Below are 23,229 nucleotides of genomic sequence, written 5' to 3'. Positions count from 1 at the left end.
ATATTGACTTTATTTTAGTAAGCGAGCTTTACTTTCCCTACATCCTTGATCCGGTTGAGGGCTAGTTGCAAAGCTGCCTGGTGTGTTGTTGTTTCGTTATTTTCAGCGTATTCGAGTACTTCCTGGCAAACTTCATAAATCCGCTCTGTCTGTTCGTAGACTCTCTGTCGGTTGTAGTTGCCTTGTTGTTCGTAATATACGTTGGTTATCCCTCCCGAATTAATCAGGAAATCAGGAGCATAAATAATCCCCCTGCTTTTCAGCATTTCGGCGTGTTGATCCTCTTCGTCCAGTTGGTTATTGGCCGCTCCGGCTACTATGGCACATTTGAGTTGAGGGATGGTGATATCATTCAGTGTGGCACCCAGGGCACATGGCGCATAGATGTCCATGTCCATGGTGTAGAGGTCCTTGGGATCTACTACCGACACGTTAAATTTCTTGGTCACCGCAGCAAGTTTGTCTTCGAAAATGTCGGAGACGAATACTGTGGCTTCTTCCTTGAGGAGGTGCTCAATGAGGTAGGTGCCCACATTTCCGGCACCTTGCACCACTATTTTCTTGCCCTTCAGGTTATCAGATCCATAGGCCTTTTTGGCACTGGCTTTCATGCCTATGTATACACCATAAGCCGTCACGGGGCTGGGGTCTCCTGATCCACCCATGCTCTCTGGGATACCAGTGACATACGGGGTTTCCATACGGATATACTCCATGTCGCGGGCACTCATGTTCACATCTTCTGCGGTCCAGTATTTTCCATTCAGGCTGTGCACAAACTTGCCAAACCTGCGCATCAGGGCCTCAGTTTTGATTTTCTTGGCGTCCCCGATAATTACGGCTTTTCCTCCCCCGATATTCAGTCCGGCGATGGCATTTTTGAAAGTCATCCCACGCGAAAGTCTCAGGGCATCCTTTACGGCTTCCTCTTCTGACTGATAATTCCACATTCGTGTGCCGCCCATGGCAGGGCCGAGTACGGTATTGTGCACCGCTATGATGGCTTTCAGGCCTAATACTTCATCGTGGCAAAACACAAGCTGCTCGTGTTCCATTCGAGCCATTGTGCTGAAAATCTCACTGTTTTTTACTTGGGGCTGGGTATCTATCATTCTTGTTGTTTTAGCTACTTTTGTTGCCCCGACTAAAAAACGGAGCACCCGGAATTATGGGGCCTCAAAATTAGTTGTTTTTAAGTAAATAACCATTTGGTGTACTCACCGTTTTATTCCTAGTGAAAGACTTAGCTCATCTCAATAAATACTTCCGAAAATACAAATGGCATTTGATTCTTGGGACAATTTTCATCATTGTCTCCAACTTATTTGGCATTGTGCCTGCCGTGGTAGTCAGATATTCTTTTGATCTGCTCCAGCGCAGCTATGATATTTTTAAAGCCTTTAGTGGTTTTGAGCTCCAGTCTGAGACGTATGACGTGTTTGCGTCCAGTATTTTTATACTCGGTCTGCTCATTTTGATCTCGGCGCTCCTCAAAGGTGTGTTCATGTTTTTTATGCGTCAGACCATCATTGTGATGTCTCGGCATATCGAGTATGACCTGAAAAATGAAATTTATGAGCATTATCAGTCGCTACCGCTGAGTTTCTACCGAAGAAACAACACGGGTGACCTGATGGCACGTATTTCAGAGGATGTGAGTAAAGTGAGAATGTATGTGGGGCCGGCCATCATGTACGGAATCAGTCTGTTCACCCTTTTTGCTATGGTGATCCCCTTTATGTTTTCCATCAACCCAAGGCTCACACTTTATTCGTTGATTCCACTACCGCTGCTGTCACTGAGTATTTATTTTGTCAATAATATCATCGACAAGCGGTCTGAAGAGATTCAGAAGAGTTTGTCAGACCTTTCGACCTATGTACAGGAGGCTTTTTCAGGTATCCGGGTGGTGAAGGCATTTGTGCGTGAGCGCGACATGGATCAGGAGTTTGATAAAGCGAGCGAAAATTACAAAGACAAATCGCTGAAGCTGGCCAATGTGCAGGCGCTGTTTTTCCCCCTCATCATGGGGCTGATTGGTCTGAGTGTGATCCTGACGGTGTACATCGGATCAGTGGAGGTTTTCAATGGCTCCATCAGTACCGGAGTGATCGCTGAGTTTATTATTTACGTGAATATGCTCACCTGGCCGGTGGCTTCTCTGGGATGGATCACCAGTATTATACAGCGGGCCGCAGCTTCTCAGCGCAGGATCAATGAGTTTTTGAATACCAAGAGCGAGATTGTTTCCACAGAGAATCTTTCCAGAGAAATTGAAGGCCACATCCGGTTTGAAGATGTTTCTTTCAACTACCCCGACTCGGGTATCACCGCCCTGAAGCATGTATCCTTTGAGATCAGTCCGGGTCAGTCATTGGCCATTATTGGTACCACGGGATCTGGCAAAAGCACCATTGCTAACCTTATCTGTAGGATGTACGACACTACGGATGGCACTCTGACCATAGATGGAGAGGACATTCGAAAATACTCCCTTGACTCTGTCAGGAGCCAGATAGGATATGTACCACAGGACGTTTTCCTGTTTTCGGATACCATTGCTGAAAATATTGCTTTTGGGGCTGACTCCATGGAGACAGCGGATGTTCACAAAGCTGCTGCTGATGCGGATTTGCTGGAAAACATTGACCGTTTCCCCAATGGCTTTGACACCAGAGTGGGCGAGCGAGGGATCACTCTTTCCGGAGGACAAAAGCAAAGGGTGTCTATTGCCAGGGCTATCGCCAGGGAACCCAAAATTCTGATTTTGGATGATGCCCTCTCTGCGGTGGATACCAAAACAGAGAATGCCATCCTGAACGCCATGGCCCGAATCATGAAGGGGCGTACTTCTGTGATTATTTCTCACAGGGTATCGTCTGCCAAGCTGGCTGATAAAGTGATTATGCTGGATGACGGGGTAGTACTGGAAAGTGGCACTCATGAAGAACTTCTTGCACGAGGAGGCGCCTACAGAGAGCTGCATGACAAGCAGCTGGTCAGTGAATCTGAGGAAAAGCTGGAAATCTGATCTACCTGGCCCAGCCTTCCACAGTTAGTGAATTGTCCGGAAAACGGATCTCCATAAAGAAATCATCAAGTTCATCGCCTTCTTCCTGTGCCTTTGCATGAAGCATCGCCTCAATTTTATGCGGCCTTGGCTGTACCAGCACGTGCATGCTGAGAAACACCGCATAGCGTGAGGTTGATTGAAATTGACGCACTTCGAAATTCTCAGGAATCTCTGACATCTCTGCGGCCAAACTAATGCCTATAAACCTGGCGATCTTATTTTTTGGCAGTGTGTCGTTTTGAAAAGTAATGATGGTAAGTGTTCCGTCTATGTCGCCATTGGCAACCATTTCCCTACATTTGGTGCCAAAGTCTATCGGAGCCTGGTCGGTATAGTGGGTGACAAACATTTTGCCAGCCACAGTTCGGTTGATGGGGTCTAGCTTATACACTTTTACCTCTTCAAAACCGCCCAGCATATAATACACGGAACCGATAATGATGGTGAGAAATAAAATGATTAGGCTCAGATAGAAATACCTGGTCAGGGTCACATTCATGATACTACTTCTTTGTACTGCATTTGGTGAAGTTGCGTATAAAAGCCGTCTAATTCAAGCAGAGTTTCGTGGGTTCCTTCTTCTACAATCTCTCCTTTATCCAGCACCAGGATTTTATCAGCGTTTTGGATGGTAGAGAGCCTGTGGGCTATCACGATGGACGTCCGGCCTTTCATCAGCTTCTGTATGGCCTCCTGGATGAGCTCTTCGGTCTCTGTATCCACAGAGCTGGTAGCCTCATCCAGCACGATGATTTTCGGATCATATACCATGGCGCGTACAAATGAAATTAATTGTCGCTGGCCTACCGAAAGGGTGGCGCCACGTTCCATGACATTGTAGTCAAATCCACCTGGAAGGCGTTCGATGAATGACTTGGCGCCCACCAGCTCAGCCGCTTCTTTCACCTTTTCCAGGGTGATGTCAGGATTGCGCAGGGTGATGTTATTGTAGATGGTGTCAGAAAACAGGAACACATCCTGCAGCACCACCGCAATGTGATTTCTGAGATTTCCCAGTTCAAACTCACGGATATTGGTCTCATCAATGGCGATCGTTCCTTTGTTGATCTCATAAAACCGGGTGAGTAGATTGATCACCGATGACTTGCCCGCACCTGTAGCTCCCACCAGCGCCAACGCCTCGCCTTTTTGCACCTCAAAATTGATGTCTTTCAAGACCCAGTCTTCATCGTTATAGGCAAACCAGACATTTTCAAATTTCACGGTGCCTTCTATGTCTTCCGGGTGGTGGCTTCCATTGTCTTCTATGTACTCCTTGCTATCCATGAGATCCAGAATCCTGTTGGAGGCCACTATCCCCATCTGCAGGGTATTGAACCGATCCGCAATCATTCGGATAGGTCTGAAAAACATCTGAATGTACATGATGAAGGCAATGAGCACCCCGAGGGTCAGTTGCTCCTGGATGACACTGCCCGCCCCGTACCACACGATGAGTCCGATACCTCCGGCCTGAATGATTTCTGCCACCGGGAAATAGGTGGCATAATAAAAGACCCCTTTGATATTGGCTTTGCGGTGCTCGCGGTTGATTTCTTTGAATTTTTCCAGCTCTCTCTTCTCCGCATTGAAAATCTGCACAATGTTCATCCCGGTAATGTGCTCCTGCACAAAAGCGTTAAGGTTGGAAACGGCAGTTCGCACTTCATTGAAAGATACCTTCACTTTTTCCTTGAAAACATAAGTGGCAAAGAGGAGAATCGGCAATAGGGCCAGGCTGACGAGCGTGAGTTGCCAGCTCAGAGCAAACATAAACACCAGGATGACGAGCAACTGGAGGATGTCGGCAATGATGCCTGCAATACCCGTACTGAATACTTCTGAGAGGGTTTCGATATCACTTACACTTCTGGTGACCAGTCGGCCGATGGGCGTTTTATCAAAAAAACGAAGACGAAGGTTTTGGAGGTGGTTGAAAAGTTTAACCCGTATATCCTTGATGATGTACTGCCCCAGCCATCCAGACATATAGGTGTGAAAGTACTGTACAATGGCCTGAGCAACGAGCAGCACAATCAGTACAATGACCCAAAATACCAGGCCGTTGTAGTTTCCGATTGCCACGTCATTGTCTATGGTATACTGGATGATCCACGGACGCAAAGGTGTGAGCACCGCCAGGGCAATGGTGAGAAACACCACCAGATAAAATTGCTTTTGATAGGGTTTTGCGAAGACAAAGAGTCTCCTCAATATCTGCAAATCCAATATATTCCCACTAATCGTCTTTTCTTTCTCCAATGCTTAAATGTCTAGGTATATGGATTCGGGGTATTTTACTTCAGTAAGGAAAAGCCCCTCGGCAGGCACAGCCCGCCCTGCGCGTGATCTTTCACCGCTTTCTAATATGTTCTTAAGGTCTGTCTGGTTAAGTCTGCCCTGCCCTACTTCGAGCAATGTGCCCACCATGGCCCTGATCATGCCTCTCAAAAATCTATTGGCACTTACGGAAAATACGTAACCCTCGTTGGTTTCTTGCCAGTTTATCTCGTAAATATCACAATCAAAATGATTGACATCAGTATGAACCTTGCTGAAAGCCTGAAAGTTCTTCCAATTCTTCATCAAGCCAATGGCCTCCTGGATGGGCGCGGCTTCCAGGCTTCTTGAAAAAAAATAGGAGACCCCCGTTTTGAAGGGATCTTTCTGACGGTGCAGATGATAATGATAAGTGCGCCGTACGGCATCAAAGCGCGCATGTGCTTCCGGTTTTACCGGCCGGATGGAGTTGATGCTGACCTCAGCCGGGAGTAATCCGTTCAGTCGGTACTGAAGTTGATCCAGCGAATCAGAAAGCTCGGCATCAAAGTGTGCAATTTGCTGGAGGGCATGCACGCCAGTGTCCGTTCGGCCGCTGCCCAGACAGCTGATGTCCTGCTGTAAGATGATGCTCAGCGCCCGGTTGATTTCTTCCTGCACAGTATGAGCATTCGGCTGTATTTGCCATCCATGAAATGCCGTGCCGCGATATGAAATGTCCAGGAAATATCTCATGGCTGCAAAAGTAAGACTTTACCTTGTAAAGAATTTGTAAGGATTCGATTGGCTTTGTGGGGAGGTATCGGCATTTTTGCGGGAAATATTAGAAATTATGATTCAAAGAATCCAATCTATCTTTTTGTTTCTGGTAGCCGCTATCATGGTGACCGTACTTTTTTTACCTATCTGGAACAAACTGGATCTTGACGCCCAGGAGAAAGTGACCCTCAATGCTTTTAAAATGGTGTACTCCTCTTATGATGAGGCTGGGGAACCTACAGTGATGGCTTCTGTGGATACTTTTTGGATTTCGGCGCTGGCTGTTTTAGCGGCTGGTATTGCCTTGTTTTCTATTTTTCAATACAAAGCCAGACTGAGACAGATGAAGCTCGGTGCGCTGAATTCCCTGATCATGGGGGGCTGCCTTGGTATGACATATTACTACTCCACCAAGGGTGACCAAATGCTGAATCCGAATACGGTAGGCAACTTTGAAATTGGCTTTTATATTATCGCTGCAGCGCTTTTGTTCAACTCTTTGGCCAACCGCTTTATTCGTAAGGATGAGAAGCTGGTGAGAAGTGCTGATAGGATCAGATAATATTTCACGACATAGTAACATTCCAAATCCGTCTTCAGACGGATTTTTTGTTTGGAGCCAGGTCACCTGGAGCTGTCAACGTTCTGCCATCTTGACAGTGTTTAGCCTCTGGAATAGTATTTGATTTCAAGGACTCTCAGAATTAAAAAAATTACAATAACGATATGCAAGAGAAAGGTACTATTTCAATCCACACGGAGAATATCTTCCCGATCATCAAGAAGTTTTTATACTCCGATCATGAGATATTCCTACGCGAGCTGACCTCCAACGCCGTAGACGCCACCCAGAAGATCAAGAGATTGGCTTCCCTGGGAGAATACAAAGGTGAGCTTGGAGACCTGACCATTGATGTCAGCGTTGACAAAAAGAAAAAAACGATCACGATTTCTGACAAAGGGATCGGTATGACTGCCGATGAAATCAAGAAGTACATCAACCAGATTGCCTTTTCTGGCGCCACAGAGTTTGTGGAGAAATACAAAGACAAGGGCGATGAGCAGCAGATCATTGGTCATTTTGGGTTGGGTTTTTACTCAGCATTCATGGTGGCTAAGCAGGTGGAAATCCAGACACTCTCTTATCAGGAAGGCGCAGAGCCCGCCGCCTGGCTGTGCGATGGAAACACAGAGTTTGAGATCAAAACCAGCAAGAAAAAGGAACGCGGCACAGACATTATCCTGCACATTGCTGATGACTCAGAGGAATTTTTAGAAGAACACAGAATCCAGGGGATTCTGGACAAATACTCCAAATTTTTGCCTGTACCGATCCGATTCGGACAAAAGGACAGACAAGTAGAGGATGGAGAGGACAAAGACGGCAAGAAAAAATGGAAAACCGTCAAGGAAGATAACATTATCAACAATCCTGAGCCGCTCTGGGCCAAGTCACCAAGCGAACTGAAGGATGAAGATTATCTCGAATTCTACAAGGAGCTGTATCCTTTTTCAGAAGAGCCACTATTCTGGATTCATTTGAATGTGGACTATCCTTTCAACCTTACCGGAATCCTCTATTTCCCAAAATTGAAAAAGGATTTCGAGGTGCAGCGAAATAAGATCCAGCTATACTCTCGTCAGGTGTTTATCACCGATGAGGTGAAGGACATTGTGCCGGACTTTTTGCAGTTGCTCCATGGGGTGATTGACTCTCCGGACATCCCGCTAAACGTATCTCGTAGCTATCTGCAGTCAGATAGCAACGTGAAGAAGATCAACGGGTACATTACCAAAAAAGTAGCAGATAAGCTTGGTGACTTGTTCAAAAAAGACAGACCTAGCTATGAGCAAAAATGGAGTGATATCGGTGTTTTCGTGAAATACGGAATGATCTCCGAGGAGAAATTTGAAGAAAAAGCCAAGGATTTCACTTTGGTGAAAAACGTGGAAGGCAAGTTCTTCAACATAGAGGAGTACAAAACAGAGGTAGCCACTAACCAGACCAATAAGGACAAGAGTGTGGTTTTCCTTTATACCACGGATGAAGAAAAGCAGCACAGCTACCTCGAAACTGCGAAGAAGCGAAGCTATGATGTGCTGGTACTGGACGGACCGGTGGACAGCCACTTTATCAACCACGTGGAGCAGAAATATGAAGGCGTTACCCTCAAGCGGGTGGATGCGGACGTGATAGACAAACTCATCGATAAAGATGAGAAAAAGGAATCTGTACTATCTGATGCTGAAAAAGAGAAAGTATCGGCGGCCTTCAAGAAAGCCATCGGGGATGATAAAAACAATGTGACCGTGGAGCCTATGGCCACCGATGACATGCCAGTGACGATCACCCTGCCTGAGTTTATCCGAAGGATGAGAGACATGCAGGCGCAGGGCGGTGGAGGCCCAATGATGTTCGGTGAGATGCCGCTCAACCTTGCGGTATCGGTGAATGCCAACCATGCGTTTACCCGCAAGATTGTAGAAGCCGAAAGTGAAGAAGATCAGGTTGCGCTGGCCAAGCAAGCTTATGACTGGGCGCTCCTCTCACAGGGGATGCTGAGTGGTAAAAACCTGACCAACTTCATCAACAGGAGTGTGGAGCTGGCCGTAAAATAAATTGCTGCCTAGGTAGAATCAGAAAGCTGTCCTGAATAAATCCCGGCTAATTCCAGTCGCGGATTACATTTCGGGACAGCTTTTTTATTGCTAGTATTTGATAAATTTTCCTGTATCCACTACTTTTTTCCCTTCCAGAAGTCTGTAGAGGTACAGGCCCTCCCGAAAGTCCTGCACGATGATGTATTCAAAGGACTCTTCCAGTTTCTTTTCCAGCACCAATTTGCCCTGGTCGTCTGTGATCTGTAGGAGTTGACCAGTGCCAGAGGACAGCAGGTTGATATAGGGGTCGGTCGCGGGATTTGGGAACAGGAGCAGCTTCCCGGGAATCTCTATATAAAGTGAGCTCTCGTCCGACCTTAAGGTAGTTCCGTCTTTGAAATACAATATCGCCTGATAAGTCATGAGGCCAGGATCCAAATCAGGGTCTGAAAGCACAAAAGAAGTTTGCCCCTCGGGTACAATATCGGTCAATAATTCCTCGGAAGCATTCACGGATTTGAGCACTTCCACGTGCTCTATGTTGGCCGACGTGCTCAGGTTGAGTGTGATCCGTACGGTTTCTTCATTTGCACGCTCTGCCGCAAAGAAATTGAAATAGCAAAAGGTCCCCTGAAATGTGTAATTGAGTGCCTGGCTCCGCAAACCACCGGCATTGCCGATCACCGGAGCTACTGAATAATATACACTGGCAGACTTCTCGATGGTATAGATAGTGTCTGTTGTTGTCCCGATCAGGTCGAGGGAAGTGGCCCCCATCTCATACACTTCATAAGACTGTGCTGCCTCGATTTGGGGCCACTGAAGCCCAAAAGTTTCTTCGCAATTAAATGCTACAGACACCCTTGGTAATTCGGATATGGAAAAATAGTTGGAAACAAACTCGTTGACGCCCACGGTCATTTTCAGCCGGGCCGCGGCAGAGATTTTTGGAGTTGCCCACCTGAAGGGCTCATTCAGCTTCACCGTGCCAATGTCCACCCACCCCCCATCGTTCAGCTGATAAGCCATCAGGCCTTCGTTGGCATTGAAAGTTGAATTCCAGCTGAGCCATTCAGCAGTATTGGCAGCCAGAATATCACTGGAGGTTGGAAAGTCCCACTCAAACGTGTCGGCCATTTCGAAATACCAGGCGACAGAAACTTCCTGACTGGCCGAACTAAGATTTGCGCCGGATAATTCCAGCTGATAGGTTCCGGGCCCTGGAGACTCCAGAGAGATGAATTCTACATTGTTCAGGTGATCCATTGCTCTTTGGGGAGGTTCATTCAGCGCGGCCTCCGAGGGACTATGATTGAGCACCCATGGCAGCCAGGTAGCACCACTAAGAGAGAGTTGGGCGTCCACATCGTTGATCAAGGCCCGGGTGACATTAAGTTCAGCAGCCGGGTCCACCCAGCTGACTGCCAGTTTGATTTGTTTTACACCTGTGGGGATTTCTATTTCCAATGTGGTATTCTCTCCTTTGGTGACAACCACTTCATCGTGCCAGCCGCTTTCCAGAATTTGTAGCGATTTGGAGGCATTTGCACTACCATATCCGGAGTAGAAATCAATCCCCTCAGGCCCTATATCATCAGCACCAGCTATGAGCACTGCTTTGATTAAAGCCGAAGAAGGCAAGTGCAGGGTCTTTTTTTGAAAGGATTCCTGAAGCAATGTTACAATACCCGAGACAATCGCTGCAGCATCTGAGGTGCCCCCACCACCATAGGCCGTCAACTCAGGCTTGATACGTCCGTCAAAGGCAGGCCCTCTGGAGTTGTAGGGGCTTATGGCCAGACTGGTATCTACAGCGCTTACGATCAGTGTGTTTTTGGCTTGCTTAAATGTACCAGTGAGATTGGCAAAAGAGAGGCCGCTGTAAGTACCATCTTCAGAGCTGGAGGTTCCCGCATTACCCGCCGAAAATACATGCACGATTTCAGGTTCGGAAAAGATGGACCGATCATAGGCGTAGGCTTCTACCCCATAATAGTTTTCAATGCCTACTCCATAGGAGTGATTTTGAAGATAAATGCCATTCTCAGTCAGTAACGTTTCATCATCGGGAAGCAGGTTGTTAAAGTCTGAGGAGGCCACCAGGGCCCCCGGAGCAATCCCTTTATAAAAAGGAGAAGTGTTGCCTGCACCCAGGATGATTGTAGCCATGTCGGTGGCATGTTGCGACACGTCTTCAGCTTCCAGACCTATGCTAAAGGTCTTGCCAGTCAGGTCGATATCTGCTTCATCAAATTTTCGCTCTTTGAGCGACAGCCTGAGACCGCTGCCGCTGTTGTCGGGATATTGATGTTGTGCTTTTCGGATTCTGTTGTATTGAAAGTTCGGCACATCCAATACCGATTCTTCCCTGGGCTGATTGGGTGCATCAATGAAGAGAATATTTTCGTCCTCTATCAATTCACCGAAGATGAGACTTTGAGTGGCATAGAAAGTGAGCGTGGATGAAGCCGAATGCCAGGTAAGGATCTTCACCTGATCCCCATATTGCCTCACAAAAAGAGGCCGGTTCTGCACTGCTATTGTAAATGTATCCATGGTGCTGAGGTGCGCGCGCCTCTGAGACTCTCCCATCAGTTTAGGAGAGAGCTTGGACTGAGCCAAAACAGTATTCACACACATCAGGGAGACCAAAAGCACCCAAAACAGCCACTTCATAGCAGCGAATATAATTAAGATAATGTGAGTGAGCATCCGGCCAGATTTGCGAGGTAATTCGGCTCTGAGGGCTTGTTTTGAGGGTTTATCTCGACAAAGTCATCGCGCGACAGAATTTTTGGACAAAATTCTATTTTTTGACGGAATTATATTTTGTAAAAGAACATAAATTCATGAATACATTCTAATTCGAAAGAATATTTTGCTCAAATAAACTTTTTGGATACTTTAGGGGAATTCTTGAAGAGGTTTCAAGAATCTTTCAAACCTAATTCAAACTTATTTACACAATGAGAAAAACTAATTACCTAGCGGTGTTTACTCTGGCAGTGAGCGTGCTATTTGTTTCTTGTGAGCAGCAGAACGATGCTGTGGTTACTCAGGATGAAGTTTCTGAATCAGTACTTGCGGCCCTAACCAATGCTGGATTTGATGTAACACAACAAGCACCCATCAAATTCGATGACGGTTATCTGGTAGAGGGAGATATCTACATCCCTGCAGCTGATCTTGCTTCTTTAAATGAAGGTTCAAGACTGGCCGTAGAAGAGCAGTACAGTACCAACAATCTGGTATCTACTGGCGGATCAAGAACCATCACCATGTACGCTCCTGAGGGCGGAAGAAATGGTTATAGCTCTGGAATGATCGCTGGCTTGGATTTGGCCATCTCTCGTTACAATGCTCAGAACCTGGCCATCTCTTTTCAGAGAGTGACTTCTTCAAGCAATGCTGACATTGTGATGACGAGACTTAAAAAGGGAGAAGAGCGTCAAGGTATCCTTGGCTCAGCTGGGTTTCCTACTTCTTCAGGCGATCCTTACGGCGAAATCAAAATGAGTGGTATTTTGGAGTCTTCTTACGGTCTGAGCACTGCAGGTATCGCTACCATCATCGCTCACGAAATGGGTCACTGCATAGGTTTCCGTCACACAGATTACTTTGATCGAAGTATTTCATGTGGTGGAGGTACTTCCAATGAAGGTGCTTCAACTGTAGGTGCCAACCATATCCCTGGCACACCTACTGGCGCTACAGCAGCTGCCAAGTCCTGGATGCTTGCCTGTACAGATGGAGGTGACAGACCTTTCAACAATGACGATAGAACAGCACTTAATTACCTGTATTGATATTTTTAGTATGACATATTGGAAGGACATCTCAAAAGGATGTCCTTTCCGTTTTATAGCTATTCCAACTGGCTGATTTTACTTATTTTAAACACTTAAATCTTACAACAATGAAGAAACTCAATTATTTCACAGCATGTATGCTTCTTGCAAGCGCAACATTCTTTGCATGTGAGTCCGATCAAGTGATGAAAGAAGAAACTGTTTCACCTGAAGTAATGGCCAGATTGACCGACCTTGGATTTGACGTCACCGACCAGGCTCCCCTGATTTTTGAAGAGGGTTATTTGGTAGAAGGAGATATTTATTTGACTGACGCTGATTTGGCTAGAATGAAAGCGGGAGTGCGTGTACCTGTAGAAGAGCAGTACAGCACTAACAACCTGGTGACTACTGGTGGTAACAGAGTGATCACGGTTTACGCACCGGAGGCAAGCTCTGGAGGTGGAAAAGGCAAAAAAGGTGGCGGTTCGGGCTATAGCCCCGGAATGATCGCGGGCTTGGATTTGGCCATTTCTCGCTACAATGCTCAAAACCTGGAGATTTCTTTTCAAAGGGTCACTTCGTCTAGCAATGCGGACATCGTAATGACCAGACTGAGCAAGGGAGATGAGCGAAGAGGTGTTTTGGGATCTGCCGGATTCCCAACAGCTTCCGGTGATCCTTACGGAGAAATCAAAATGAGTGGTGTGCTGGAGTCTTCTTATGGCTTGAGTACTGCTGGTATTGCTACCATTATTGCGCACGAGATGGGCCACTGTGTTGGTTTCCGTCATACAGATTATTTTGACAGAAGCATCTCTTGTGGAGGAGGAACCTCCAATGAAGGTGATGGTGGAGTAGGTGCCAACCACATCCCTGGCACGCCCACTGGAGCTACCGCTTCTGCTAAGTCATGGATGCTGGCCTGTACAGATGGTGGTGACAGACCTTTTAACAACGACGATAGAACAGCACTTAATTACCTCTATTAATAGAAAAAACATAGTGTAAAGAAAAAGGCACCCTCAGGGGTGCCTTTTTTTATGGATTTGAGGGCTAGTGATACTTTTGAGATAAACCCTTAAAATAGCGCTCAAGAAGCTACCTTTTTTTATTTTTAGTGAATGAAGATTTCAAACAATCACCTCAAAGCGACTTTTAATGTAAGGGGAGCAGAGATCACGAGTTTGACACATAATGCCACCGGCCGGGAATATATCTGGCAGGCTCGAACCAAATATTGGGGACGGCATGCTCCTGTGCTTTTTCCTTTTGTGGGCAAGTTGAAAAAGGATCAGTATCGGCATGAGGGTAAAACCTATGAGATGGGACAGCATGGATTCGCACGGGATTTGGATTTTGAAATTGTAGAACACACTTCAGATCAAATTATTTTTCAGCTGGATGCGGATTCAAATACTTTGAAGAAATACCCTTTCAAATTTGAATTAAGGATCATCTACCAGTTGGAGGGGCACTCTTTGCGAACCACCTATGAAGTAAAAAATAAAGGAAAACAAGTCATGTACTTTTCCATTGGTGGACACCCGGCCTTCGATTGCCCTCTTAATCCGGAGGAGTTTCGTTCCGACTACTGGCTGGAGTTTGATCAGCAAGAAACTTTATTTACACACAGGCTTGATGGGGGGTTATTTACAGGCAAGAAGGAAGCCATTGAGCTGGATGGGCAACGTCTTCATATTACAGATCATCTTTTTGACAAAGATGCGCTCGTCTTTAAGCAGCTCAATTCTACCCGGGTTAGCCTGTCCAGTCTCTCTCAGAAATGGCTGACTTTTCATTTCGAAGGATTTCCCTACCTGGGGATTTGGTCGAAAAGCCAGGAATCCCCCTTTGTGTGTATAGAGCCCTGGTATGGGTTGGCTGACTATGGGAATCACTCGGGAGAGCTAAGCGCCAAAGAAGGGATCAGGAAACTGGAGGCTTCTGCCATTTTTAGCTGCCATTACACCATGGAAATTCATTAGTATGAAGAAATTAATATTGTCATTGGTGCTTCTTTTCCTGGCCTGGATTACGCTGGGACAGACACCCATCGAAGACTACCTCCCGCAAAACGTAAGCTATGATTTGGCGATCCCCACACCGGAAGAAATATTGGGTTATGAGGTGGGGGAATGGCATGTGAGTCACGACCAGTTGGTCTCATACATGCGCGAACTGGCACGGGTATCTGATCGCATCGCCTTACAGGAATACGGCCACAGCTATGAGCACAGACCACTGATGGTACTAGTAATCACCAGCCCTGAAAACCATCTGAATCTTGAGGCCATTCGCTCCGAGCATGTTCAGCTGGCGAATACAAAAGGCTCCCCCAGTGATGACTCAAAACTCGTCCATTATATGGGCTACAGTGTCCATGGCAATGAGGCTAGTGGCTCCAATGCTGCTTTGTTGGCCGCCTACTACCTGGCAGCAGCTCAGGGCCCATGGGTGGACCGCCTCCTTTCTGAAACGGTCATCTTACTCGATCCCTCATTTAACCCGGATGGGCTTCAGCGATTTTCCACCTGGGTGAACATGCATAAATCTGCCAATTTGGTGTCTGATCCCAGCTCAAGGGAATTTGACGAGGCCTGGCCTGGAGGACGTACCAATCATTACTGGTTTGATCTGAACAGAGACTGGATGCCTGTGCAGCACCCCGAGTCAAAGGGCAGGCTCTCTCTCTATCATCGGTGGAAACCTAACATTCTTACAGACCATCACGAGATGGGGAGTAATAGTACCTTCTTTTTTCAGCCGGGTGTACCCTCCCGGAAGTATCCCCTGACTCCTCAGAACAATGTTACCCTGACAGAAAAAATCGCACAATACCATGCCGCCGCGCTGGATAGCGTTGGTTCACTATACTACTCCAAGGAGGGATTTGATGATTTTTATGTAGGCAAGGGATCCACATATCCGGATATGAATGGAGCAGTGGGTATATTGTTTGAGCAGGCCAGTGCCAGAGGCCATCTGCAGGAGAATCAGTTCGGGAGCATAGGATTTCCTGAGGCCATCAGGAATCATTTTGTCACATCATTGTCCACCCTCAAAGCAGCCAACGATCTGCGAGCGGACCTGCTCAAACACCAGAGTCTTTTCTACCAGGAGTCGATAAAGCTGGCGGGAGCTGACCCGGTAAAGGCCTATATTTTTGGCTCCGAGGGTGACCCTGCCAGGGCATTTCATCTAATGGAAGTACTCCATCGGCACGATATCCTCATTTATCCTGTAGAAAAAAACATTAAAAAAGGAACACAGGCATACAGCACTGGTAGCTACGTGATCCCCACTAATCAGCCACAGTACCGGCTGATCAAGGCACTATTTGAGACCCGCACTTCATTTCAGGACAGCCTGTTCTATGACGTGTCTACCTGGACGCTGCCCCTGGCTTTCAACCTCAAGTATGATGAGCTCGGCGCCAGGGATTACGTGCAGACCCAGTTGGGTGAGGTGATTGCCACGCCTCAGTTTCCTAAGGGACGGGTCGTTGGTAGTTCAGACTATGCTTACCTGTTTGAGCCCAATGGATACTATACTCCAAGGGCGATCATGCGGTTGTTAAAGGCGGGAATTGTCACAGAAGTGAATCATTCCATACACACAGATCGCGACCGATCATATGCCCGGGGATCTATTGTTATTCCTGTGGGCGTGCAGCGTGACAAAAGGGATATCATAGAAGCGATTATTCAGGAGATTGCCGTACTGGATGGCATCAATGTTTATGGGCTTAATACCGGCTTAGCCATTGGAGGATCGGATCTGGGCACCAGGCAGGCCGAAGTGTTGACCATGCCGAAGGTAGCTGTACTGGTTGGAGATGGCGTGGATAGTAATGAGGCCGGGGAGGTATGGCATTTGCTGGACCAGCGAATGGATATGCAGGTGACCCTTTTGCCAGTAGAAGCGCTCAACCGGACCGATCTGAGCCGATACAATAGAATCGTGATGACAGATGGTAATTACCGTGCCATAACTGACACGGGAGTGGAAAACCTGAAACAATGGGTCACAAGAGGTGGAGTAATAGTGTCATGGAAACGAGGAGGTAAATGGCTGTCGGATAAGGAAATGTCCAAAGTCCAGTATGCGAAGGCCGTACCGGATACCACAGGCTACAAAAAGTACCTGGAGCTGGATCAAAATCGTGGAGCACAGGTGGTTGGCGGAGCTATTTTTGAGGCCCGTGTGGATCTGGGGCACCCCCTCAGCTACGGACTCGAATCTGCTCAAATTCCGCTTTTTAGAGACCATAGCCTTATGATGAAAAAAGCATCAAATCCATATGCTTATCCTATAGTCTACCTGGATACCCCGCTGCTAAGTGGCTATATTTCTGATGAAAGATTGAAGCAAATCTCTGCTACTCCGGCAGTGACCATTTCAGCACTGAGAAAGGGGCGGATTATCACCTTTGCTGACAACCCCAATTTCAGAGCCTTTTGGTACGGAACCAATAAGCTTTTTCTGAATGCACTTTTCTTTGGACAAACCATCAGCAGCGGAGCGGCAGAAGAATGAAATTTTTTGGTAGGTTTGATCGTTGAAGTGAGCAAGAAGTATCCCGAAATGAAGAAAATATTATCGCTACTTGTATTCTTTTTTATGGCCTTTGCCTTGATGGGGCAAGATGGCGAGTCCATCGATGAGCTTTTCAAAGTGAATTACGAAACTCCACTGACTCTGGATATGAAAGCCGATCTGGAGAAAGATCCGCTGGATAAGGCCGAGACCAAGAAGAAGGAAAAGAAGAAAAACCCTAAAATCTATTATAAGATCAAAGCCAAGCGTGGTTTTGCCAAGCAGGGCTTTGGCGACCGAACCGTGGTGGAGCTTTTTTACTACCTCAAAGACAAAGACTATGAAGGTCCTGATCCATATGCCCGGGACTTCTACTGGTATGATTTTAAGAAAAAGAAGATCGTGAATTCACTACGTGTGAAGCGTGAGAATGCAGGGGTGCTGCATGGCCATTACGAAAAGAAGATGGGTGATCAGGTGATTGAGGAGGGCTACTTCTACAAGGGAATGAAGCACGGCCGATGGGTTAGATACAATAGACACGATATCCTGCAAGAAAAGGAAATTTACTGGAAGGGGTGGCCAAAAGAGTCACTTCTGGCCTACTATGACTTTGATCGTACGCAGCTTAAGGAAATGATCCCGGTGCATTTTGGCGAAAGAGAAGGGGAGTACTACGCTTACCATCCTAATGGGAAGCTTGCAGTGGTGGGTCATTATCAGTTTGACCACCGGGTAGGTGTCTGGCGCGAATATTATGACAATGAGCGCGTGAAAAGAGAAGTGACTTACCCGTTGGAGGCCTTTGATAAGAAAGCCAAACCCGTCATCACCAAAGAGTGGGACAGGGAGGGGCATATCATCTATGACCGCAAAAAATACGAGGCAAGGGTCAACTAGAATTTGATGAGCGACTGACGCGCCATGGCCACCATAATGGCCGTAAAGGCAAACAGAAGTCCTGCCTCCCAGCCAATCCATATAACACCAGCGGCAAAGAGAAACGACCACCATAAGATGTGGAGGAACGACCCTACCATGTACTTGATGGAGACGTAAAACACGTGATCTTTGATGCCACGGATGATTTTGCTGAGGCCCAGCATCGGAGGCAGATTGAATATGGATAATATCCAGATAAGCGCCTTTCGCACAGGCCCTTTTTTCATTGGCTCACGTGCTTCAAAGTGATCCCCCTCGGCCATGGCCTTTAGCTCATCAAATGACAGATGCTCATGTTTGGGTTGGAAAATCCAGTCTCTTTTCTGGGTATAGTCCGCTCCATCTTCAGCCAGAATCAGGGTCTTTTTCATCGCCTCAGCCAGGTCTTGCTTCAGCTGATTGTATCCCTTTTGCTTATGCTCGTGGTACTGTGTCATGTAGTCCTCCAGCTCGATGGGCTCACCAAACTTGATCAGTACTTTCGCCAGTGGATGGTAGTGGGAAAAATAGTTGACGCCCGTAGGGATGATGTATATTTTGGTATTGGGATCCACCTGCGCCCGCGCATCCAGCGCCAGTCGTGCAGTTCCTTTGGAGAGAGGTCTCAGATAGTACTCTATTCCATGATTTCCTTCCGGGAAAATGAGGATCGCACGTTTCTCAGAGAGCATCCTGAAGCAGGTGTCAAAAACTGCATCGTTTTGAGAAAGACTGGCAATTCCATCCCTAATGCGATAGATCGGCATCATGTTCAGCGCCTTCAAAAAGGGCATGGACCATTTGTTAAACACATCAGATCGGGTGAGAAAAGAGACCGGCACTCTGTTGAATGTACCCACCAGCACCGCATCCATGAAGGCACCCTGATGGTTGGGGGTGAAGATTAGCGCTGCATCCCTGGGGATGTTTTTAGCGCCATAGATTTTTACCCCGCCAAAGAATAATTTTAACCCAATCCAACTCGCAATCTTTACTAAATAATAAAACCAGTGTGCTCTCATTTTAATGCTACTGCTACCCTATAGTTCCACCAATAAGCCAGGGACAAGCCTGACAGTATGTGCCAGATGCCCCACCAGGCGGCGACAATGGCCATGCCACCCAGGCCCTGAAAAAACGCAAATATAAGGAGTAATCCGAGTCCTGAATTTTGAATGCCGGTTTCTATGGCCAGAGAGCGTCGGTCGGCCTCTGGCAGCCCGAAAATTCTCCCCAACTGATATCCGGAAATGAGGGCGATGGCATTGTGAAGAAAGACCAGAAAGACCACCAGATAAATGTAATTGAGGAAGATGTCCAGGTTGGCAGAAAAAGCCAGGATGACGATCGCTGCGAAAATAACGATGGACCCAAAATGCATGTACGGGTGAAGTTTCTCAGCGGTCTTAGGGTACTTGTGTCGAAAGCTCATGCCCAGTACAATCGGAATCCCCAAAATGGTAACAATGGTTTTGAAGACATCCCAAAAGTCGAGACTCACCTCAGTGAGTAGCGTGGCAGTGGGTGCATACATACTGGCCCAAAAAGACAGGTTGATGGGGGTCATGAAGATGGCTAAAATGCTGGAAATAGCTGTAAGGCTGACTGAAAGGGCGATATTGCCACGCGCCAGGGCGGAGAAGAAGTTGGAGATGTTGCCACCAGGGCAGGCCGCCACCATCATCATTCCCAGGGCAAAAGTGGGGTGCGGCTCCAGGATCCATACCAGCACAAACGTGAGAAAAGGCAGGATGATGAACTGTGAAAGCACTCCGGCCAGGGTGCCCAGCGGCTGTGCCAGCACCATTTTAAAATCAGCAGGAGTTAGTTTTAGTGCCACACCAAACATGATAAACCCTAAACTGAGGTTGAGGATAAAAATGTTTTGGTCTGAGAAGTTGAGGGTGATGTTGTCTATTGATTCCATATTTCAGCCTCGAAAGATAATGGTTTTGGTGAAAATGGTCTACCCCCGCCAGTGATACGCTTTGGGCTGGGTGAAAGCGCGAATGCCCATATACGAAAGGGTGGCTCCAAGCCCTGAGTTTTTACGACCCGACCAGGGTATATTCGGGCTCACACGGTCGCAGCAGTTCCAGTATACGGTGCCAACATTCATCTGATCCAATACTTTGCGGGCCCTGGCCTCATCTTCGGAAAACACCGCTGCAGTCAGGCCATATGGGGTGTCTCGCATCAGGTCGGTAGCCTCTTCATCGGAGCTTACTTTCTGGATTCCGATGATCGGCCCGAAAGATTCCTCCCGCATGAGTTCCATGGTGTGATTTACACCGGTAAGTACAGCCGGGCTCATAAAATATCCTTTCCTGTTGAGGGACTCTCCTCCCAGTACCAGTTGGGCACCTTTAGCAACAGCATCTTTAATTTGGTCTGCGAGGACCGCTATTTGCTGTGGCCTGGTCAGTGGCCCGGTGAAGGTGTCTTCCTCCATGGGATCACCCAGTTTGTAAGATTTTACCTCTTCAGTGAAGTGCTGCACAAACTCTTCATAAATGTCTTCCTGTACATAGATGCGCTCTACGGCGCAGCAACTCTGGCCATTGTTGTAGAAAGCACCTTCTGCCGCATTGATAGCCGCCTGCCGAACATCCACCACATCATCCATCACATAAAGAGGATCTTTGCCACCCAACTCCAACTGCACCGGTACCAGCTTGTGCGCGACAGTTTGAGTGATGTGTACTCCGGTTTTGTATGAGCCCGTGAAGAAATACCCATCCAGATCGGCTTCCAGCAAGTACTGGCCCACAGCGCCTGAGCCGATGACTACTTCAAACACATTGGCGGGGACTCCCGCTTCGTGTAAGAGTGCTCCAAATTTTAATCCTGTCAGGGATGCGAACTCCGAAGGCTTATAGAGCACGGCGTTGCCAGCCACCAGGGCATATAGGAATACATTGTAGCCTACATTGTAAGGAAAATTCCATGCAGAAATATTAGCAATGACTCCCAGTGGCTCGTGGGTGATGAACTCCACGGTAGCATCCTTTGGCGTGATCATTTCACTTTCCAGCCATTTTTCGGCATTGATCTTCAGGTGCTGGATTCGGCCCAGTGAGCCATTGATCTCATTGATGGATTGTGAGATGGGCTTGCCCGTTTCACTGGTCAGAATCCGGGCCAGTTCGGGTTTGTTTTCCACGACCAGTTCACCGAATCGCTCAATGATGGCCAGCCGCTCTTCCACACTATGATTTTGCCAGTTCTTTTGACCAGCCCTGAGTGCCTTGAGTTTTGCAGCGACCGTAGCGGCCGTGTCTGGTGTCAGCACGGAGATGACTTCTTCCGTTGCAGGATTGATGACGTTCATAGGGTTAGCTTTTCAGCGATTTTACATGTTCCAGAAAATAGAGATAAAGTTTGTCGGCATTGATGACCTGACTACCCAGGGTATGAGAAAACTCAGGATGCCATTGCACCCCCATTACCCAGCCGTCCGGGGCTTTGGTATAGCCAATGGCCTCAATCACCCCATCTTCAGGACTTTCAGCCAGGACCTCCAGATTTTTGCCCAGATTCTTGATGGACTGGTGGTGTACACTGTTCACCCGGGTGCTTTGGGCGTTTTTGTAGATTTTGGACAGGATCTTTTTTTCCGTAAAGGAAATTTCATGGGAGACGGTATCGTACTGTTCTGCATCACGGTGTACCAGTACTTCTGGTCGCTGGGTTTTGGTATCCTGATAGAGCGTGCCACCGAAATACACATTCATGAGCTGCATCCCACGACAGATACCCAGGATGGGTTTATCACTTTCCATAGCCAAATTCATGAGTTTGAGTTCATACTTGTCTCTTACGGGATCACCCTTCCAACGACCATTTTCTATCGGCTTTTCACCGTAGGACTCTGGTGCCAGATCAGTGCCGCCCTGGAAAATGAAGCCATCCATTTCCTCTACGAGTGCAAGGAGAAGTTCATCGTCCACATCGGGAATGAGTACAGGGATCACACCTTCTTTTGTAAGGTACCGGGCCATGTCATTTTCAAGATAACTCAGGGTCTTTGGTCCAAAAACCGAACGTTTGGGGTCAGGATAAAGAAAGCAGGCAGAAATGCCGATTTTTAACATGCTCAAAGTGCTTTTTGATACAAGGTATGAAAGTCATCCCAGCTCACAGGCTTGGGATTGTTGGGATGAGCAAAGTCTGCCACCGCCAGGTTTGAAAGTTCTTCGATATGTTCTGGTCGTACGCCAATTTCACTCAGCTTGGTTGGCAGTTCCAGCCGCTGATTGAGCTCAAAGAGGAAATCTACTACGCGCGCTCCGTCCGCATCCACCACACCCAAAAACTCCGCCATTTTATCAAATCGGGACTCCAAACCAGCATAGTTAAATTCCATGCCATAGGGCAGATTCACGGCGTTGGCCAGTCCATGGTGAGTGTCCAGCAGACTGGAAAGCGGATGTGCCAGGCTATGCACCACACCCAGGCCTTTCTGGAAAGCTACGGCACCCATGAGGGATCCCAGGAGCATATTGGAGCGGGCTTCCAGGTCGGGGTGGTGTGTAGCTTTTTCTATGGATTTGGCTATGAGGGCCATGCCCTCCAGGGCGATTCCATCGCACATCGGGTGGTAGTTTTTGGCCAGGTAAGCCTCCATGTTATGCGTGAGGGCATCCATGCCTGTAGCTGCTGTAACAAAGGGGGGCAACTCCATGGTGAGCATAGGATCGGCAAACACCTGTCGGGCCATCAGTTTAGGAGCAAAGAGGATTCTTTTTTTCTTGGAAATATCCTCCGAAATAATGGCACTGCGGCCCACTTCACTTCCGGTACCGGCCGTGGTGGGAACCGTCACAAAATACGGCACTTCTTCGGTTACATACTGGTCGCCACCTATCAGGTCATCATAGTCAAAGAGGGGCCGATGATGATGAATGCGGAGCACAATGGCCCGGGCGACATCCAATGCTACACCCCCGCCGATGCCTACAATACAATCACATCCCGAGCGGTGATAATGATCCCCACCTTTGAGTACATCTGATTCGATAGGATTTTTGTGCATTTCAGTATGCACCTCAGGGGTCATGTTTTTTGACCTCAACCCATTCAGGATATCCTGAAAAAACTCCAGCTCAGACACCACCGGGTCAGTCACCAGAAGTGGGTGATTCAGCCCCTGAGCCAGCAGGTGATCGGGTAGTTCATCGATTACCCCGGCCCCAAACCGGATGGGTGTAGGAAAGTTAAAGTTCAGCCTGTTTTGCATAAAGAAAGCTTCGTAATTCGATTGGATGA

18 protein-coding genes are annotated in these 23,229 nt (G+C 47.5%); 8 read left to right on the top strand and 10 right to left on the bottom strand.

The features are described 5' to 3' along the window. Positions 1–14 precede the first annotated feature (14 nt). Positions 15–1,112: a Glu/Leu/Phe/Val dehydrogenase dimerization domain-containing protein gene (locus tag ACHKAR_RS06765; protein WP_159584086.1), complete on the bottom strand. Its 1,098-nt coding sequence runs from the start codon at positions 1,110–1,112 to the stop codon at positions 15–17. 122 nt (positions 1,113–1,234) lie between these two features. Here ACHKAR_RS06765 and ACHKAR_RS06760 point away from each other — a divergent pair, with 122 nt between their 5' ends. Beyond that, complete coding sequence (locus ACHKAR_RS06760; protein WP_395416704.1) at positions 1,235–3,031, top strand: ABC transporter ATP-binding protein; 1,797 nt, start codon at positions 1,235–1,237, stop codon at positions 3,029–3,031. Position 3,032: 1 nt separating this feature from the next. Here ACHKAR_RS06760 and ACHKAR_RS06755 read toward each other — a convergent pair whose 3' ends face one another. The 3 genes from ACHKAR_RS06755 to truA are packed head-to-tail and all read right to left on the bottom strand — an operon-like array spanning position 3,033 to position 6,088. After that, positions 3,033–3,572, bottom strand: a complete 540-nt coding sequence (locus ACHKAR_RS06755) for a hypothetical protein (protein WP_395416703.1) — start codon at positions 3,570–3,572, stop codon at positions 3,033–3,035. Next, positions 3,569–5,335, bottom strand: coding sequence for an ABC transporter ATP-binding protein (locus ACHKAR_RS06750; RefSeq protein WP_159584092.1), 1,767 nt, complete (start codon positions 5,333–5,335; stop codon positions 3,569–3,571). Before ACHKAR_RS06750 ends, ACHKAR_RS06755 begins: the two co-directional genes overlap by 4 nt. A 3-nt stretch (positions 5,336–5,338) precedes the next feature. After that, complete coding sequence (gene truA / locus ACHKAR_RS06745) at positions 5,339–6,088, bottom strand: tRNA pseudouridine(38-40) synthase TruA (protein ID WP_395416702.1); 750 nt, start codon at positions 6,086–6,088, stop codon at positions 5,339–5,341. Between the two features lie 97 nt (positions 6,089–6,185). On the opposite strand from truA, the gene ACHKAR_RS06740 reads away from it, so the two are divergent. Beyond that, positions 6,186–6,674, top strand: a complete 489-nt coding sequence (locus ACHKAR_RS06740) for a DUF4293 domain-containing protein (protein ID WP_395416701.1) — start codon at positions 6,186–6,188, stop codon at positions 6,672–6,674. Positions 6,675–6,838: 164 nt separating this feature from the next. After that, positions 6,839–8,731: a molecular chaperone HtpG gene (gene htpG / locus ACHKAR_RS06735; RefSeq protein ID WP_395416700.1), complete on the top strand. Its 1,893-nt coding sequence runs from the start codon at positions 6,839–6,841 to the stop codon at positions 8,729–8,731. Between the two features lie 90 nt (positions 8,732–8,821). On the opposite strand, the gene ACHKAR_RS06730 is transcribed toward htpG, so the two are convergent. Beyond that, a complete protein-coding gene (locus ACHKAR_RS06730) occupies positions 8,822–11,425 on the bottom strand; it encodes a S8 family serine peptidase (protein ID WP_395416699.1) in 2,604 nt (867 codons plus the stop codon). 254 nt (positions 11,426–11,679) lie between these two features. On the opposite strand from ACHKAR_RS06730, the gene ACHKAR_RS06725 reads away from it, so the two are divergent. The 5 genes from ACHKAR_RS06725 to ACHKAR_RS06705 all read left to right on the top strand — a co-directional run bounded on the left by ACHKAR_RS06725 (position 11,680) and on the right by ACHKAR_RS06705 (position 17,940). Beyond that, complete coding sequence (locus tag ACHKAR_RS06725) at positions 11,680–12,519, top strand: M57 family metalloprotease (RefSeq protein ID WP_395416698.1); 840 nt, start codon at positions 11,680–11,682, stop codon at positions 12,517–12,519. Positions 12,520–12,629: 110 nt separating this feature from the next. Continuing rightward, complete coding sequence (locus ACHKAR_RS06720) at positions 12,630–13,493, top strand: M57 family metalloprotease (protein WP_395416697.1); 864 nt, start codon at positions 12,630–12,632, stop codon at positions 13,491–13,493. 132 nt (positions 13,494–13,625) lie between these two features. Further along, complete coding sequence (locus tag ACHKAR_RS06715; RefSeq protein WP_395416696.1) at positions 13,626–14,489, top strand: aldose 1-epimerase family protein; 864 nt, start codon at positions 13,626–13,628, stop codon at positions 14,487–14,489. Position 14,490: 1 nt separating this feature from the next. Continuing rightward, positions 14,491–17,040, top strand: coding sequence for a M14 family zinc carboxypeptidase (locus ACHKAR_RS06710; protein ID WP_395416695.1), 2,550 nt, complete (start codon positions 14,491–14,493; stop codon positions 17,038–17,040). A gap of 48 nt (positions 17,041–17,088) precedes the next feature. Next, positions 17,089–17,940, top strand: a complete 852-nt coding sequence (locus ACHKAR_RS06705; protein ID WP_395416694.1) for a toxin-antitoxin system YwqK family antitoxin — start codon at positions 17,089–17,091, stop codon at positions 17,938–17,940. On the opposite strand, the gene ACHKAR_RS06700 is transcribed toward ACHKAR_RS06705, so the two are convergent. From ACHKAR_RS06700 to ACHKAR_RS06680, 5 genes are read right to left on the bottom strand one after another with little or no spacing between them, the layout of a single operon-like run. After that, complete coding sequence (locus ACHKAR_RS06700; RefSeq protein ID WP_395416693.1) at positions 17,937–18,983, bottom strand: 1-acyl-sn-glycerol-3-phosphate acyltransferase; 1,047 nt, start codon at positions 18,981–18,983, stop codon at positions 17,937–17,939. The two genes, ACHKAR_RS06705 and ACHKAR_RS06700, sit on opposite strands and share 4 nt — an antisense overlap. Continuing rightward, positions 18,980–19,888: a bile acid:sodium symporter family protein gene (locus tag ACHKAR_RS06695; protein WP_395416692.1), complete on the bottom strand. Its 909-nt coding sequence runs from the start codon at positions 19,886–19,888 to the stop codon at positions 18,980–18,982. Before ACHKAR_RS06695 ends, ACHKAR_RS06700 begins: the two co-directional genes overlap by 4 nt. A gap of 39 nt (positions 19,889–19,927) precedes the next feature. Beyond that, positions 19,928–21,292, bottom strand: a complete 1,365-nt coding sequence (locus ACHKAR_RS06690) for an aldehyde dehydrogenase family protein (protein ID WP_395416691.1) — start codon at positions 21,290–21,292, stop codon at positions 19,928–19,930. Positions 21,293–21,296: 4 nt separating this feature from the next. After that, positions 21,297–22,055, bottom strand: coding sequence for a gamma-glutamyl-gamma-aminobutyrate hydrolase family protein (locus tag ACHKAR_RS06685; RefSeq protein WP_395416690.1), 759 nt, complete (start codon positions 22,053–22,055; stop codon positions 21,297–21,299). Positions 22,056–22,057: 2 nt separating this feature from the next. Beyond that, on the bottom strand, positions 22,058–23,200 hold the full coding sequence (locus ACHKAR_RS06680) for an iron-containing alcohol dehydrogenase (protein WP_395416689.1): 1,143 nt from the start codon (positions 23,198–23,200) through the stop codon (positions 22,058–22,060). Positions 23,201–23,229: the final 29 nt, after the last annotated feature.

The organism is Marinoscillum luteum (genome assembly GCF_044005705.1).
Classification (GTDB): Bacteria; Bacteroidota; Bacteroidia; order Cytophagales; family Cyclobacteriaceae; genus Marinoscillum; species Marinoscillum luteum.
Note: the sequence above shows the minus strand (reverse complement) of the source record. Positions and strands in the feature narration are given on the sequence as shown.

What these genes read in the sequence shown, in the direction of transcription:
- ACHKAR_RS06765 (WP_159584086.1), bottom strand. Translation starts at nt 1,112, where the DNA reads ATGATAGATACCCAGCCCCAAGTAAAAAACAGTGAGATTTTCAGCACA.
- ACHKAR_RS06755 (WP_395416703.1), bottom strand. Translation starts at nt 3,572, where the DNA reads ATGAATGTGACCCTGACCAGGTATTTCTATCTGAGCCTAATCATTTTA.
- truA (WP_395416702.1), bottom strand. Translation starts at nt 6,088, where the DNA reads ATGAGATATTTCCTGGACATTTCATATCGCGGCACGGCATTTCATGGA.
- ACHKAR_RS06740 (WP_395416701.1), top strand. Translation starts at nt 6,186, where the DNA reads ATGATTCAAAGAATCCAATCTATCTTTTTGTTTCTGGTAGCCGCTATC.
- htpG (WP_395416700.1), top strand. Translation starts at nt 6,839, where the DNA reads ATGCAAGAGAAAGGTACTATTTCAATCCACACGGAGAATATCTTCCCG.
- ACHKAR_RS06730 (WP_395416699.1), bottom strand. Translation starts at nt 11,425, where the DNA reads ATGCTCACTCACATTATCTTAATTATATTCGCTGCTATGAAGTGGCTG.
- ACHKAR_RS06725 (WP_395416698.1), top strand. Translation starts at nt 11,680, where the DNA reads ATGAGAAAAACTAATTACCTAGCGGTGTTTACTCTGGCAGTGAGCGTG.
- ACHKAR_RS06720 (WP_395416697.1), top strand. Translation starts at nt 12,630, where the DNA reads ATGAAGAAACTCAATTATTTCACAGCATGTATGCTTCTTGCAAGCGCA.
- ACHKAR_RS06715 (WP_395416696.1), top strand. Translation starts at nt 13,626, where the DNA reads ATGAAGATTTCAAACAATCACCTCAAAGCGACTTTTAATGTAAGGGGA.
- ACHKAR_RS06710 (WP_395416695.1), top strand. Translation starts at nt 14,491, where the DNA reads ATGAAGAAATTAATATTGTCATTGGTGCTTCTTTTCCTGGCCTGGATT.
- ACHKAR_RS06705 (WP_395416694.1), top strand. Translation starts at nt 17,089, where the DNA reads ATGAAGAAAATATTATCGCTACTTGTATTCTTTTTTATGGCCTTTGCC.
- ACHKAR_RS06700 (WP_395416693.1), bottom strand. Translation starts at nt 18,983, where the DNA reads ATGAGAGCACACTGGTTTTATTATTTAGTAAAGATTGCGAGTTGGATT.
- ACHKAR_RS06695 (WP_395416692.1), bottom strand. Translation starts at nt 19,888, where the DNA reads ATGGAATCAATAGACAACATCACCCTCAACTTCTCAGACCAAAACATT.
- ACHKAR_RS06690 (WP_395416691.1), bottom strand. Translation starts at nt 21,292, where the DNA reads ATGAACGTCATCAATCCTGCAACGGAAGAAGTCATCTCCGTGCTGACA.
- ACHKAR_RS06685 (WP_395416690.1), bottom strand. Translation starts at nt 22,055, where the DNA reads ATGTTAAAAATCGGCATTTCTGCCTGCTTTCTTTATCCTGACCCCAAA.
- ACHKAR_RS06680 (WP_395416689.1), bottom strand. Translation starts at nt 23,200, where the DNA reads ATGCAAAACAGGCTGAACTTTAACTTTCCTACACCCATCCGGTTTGGG.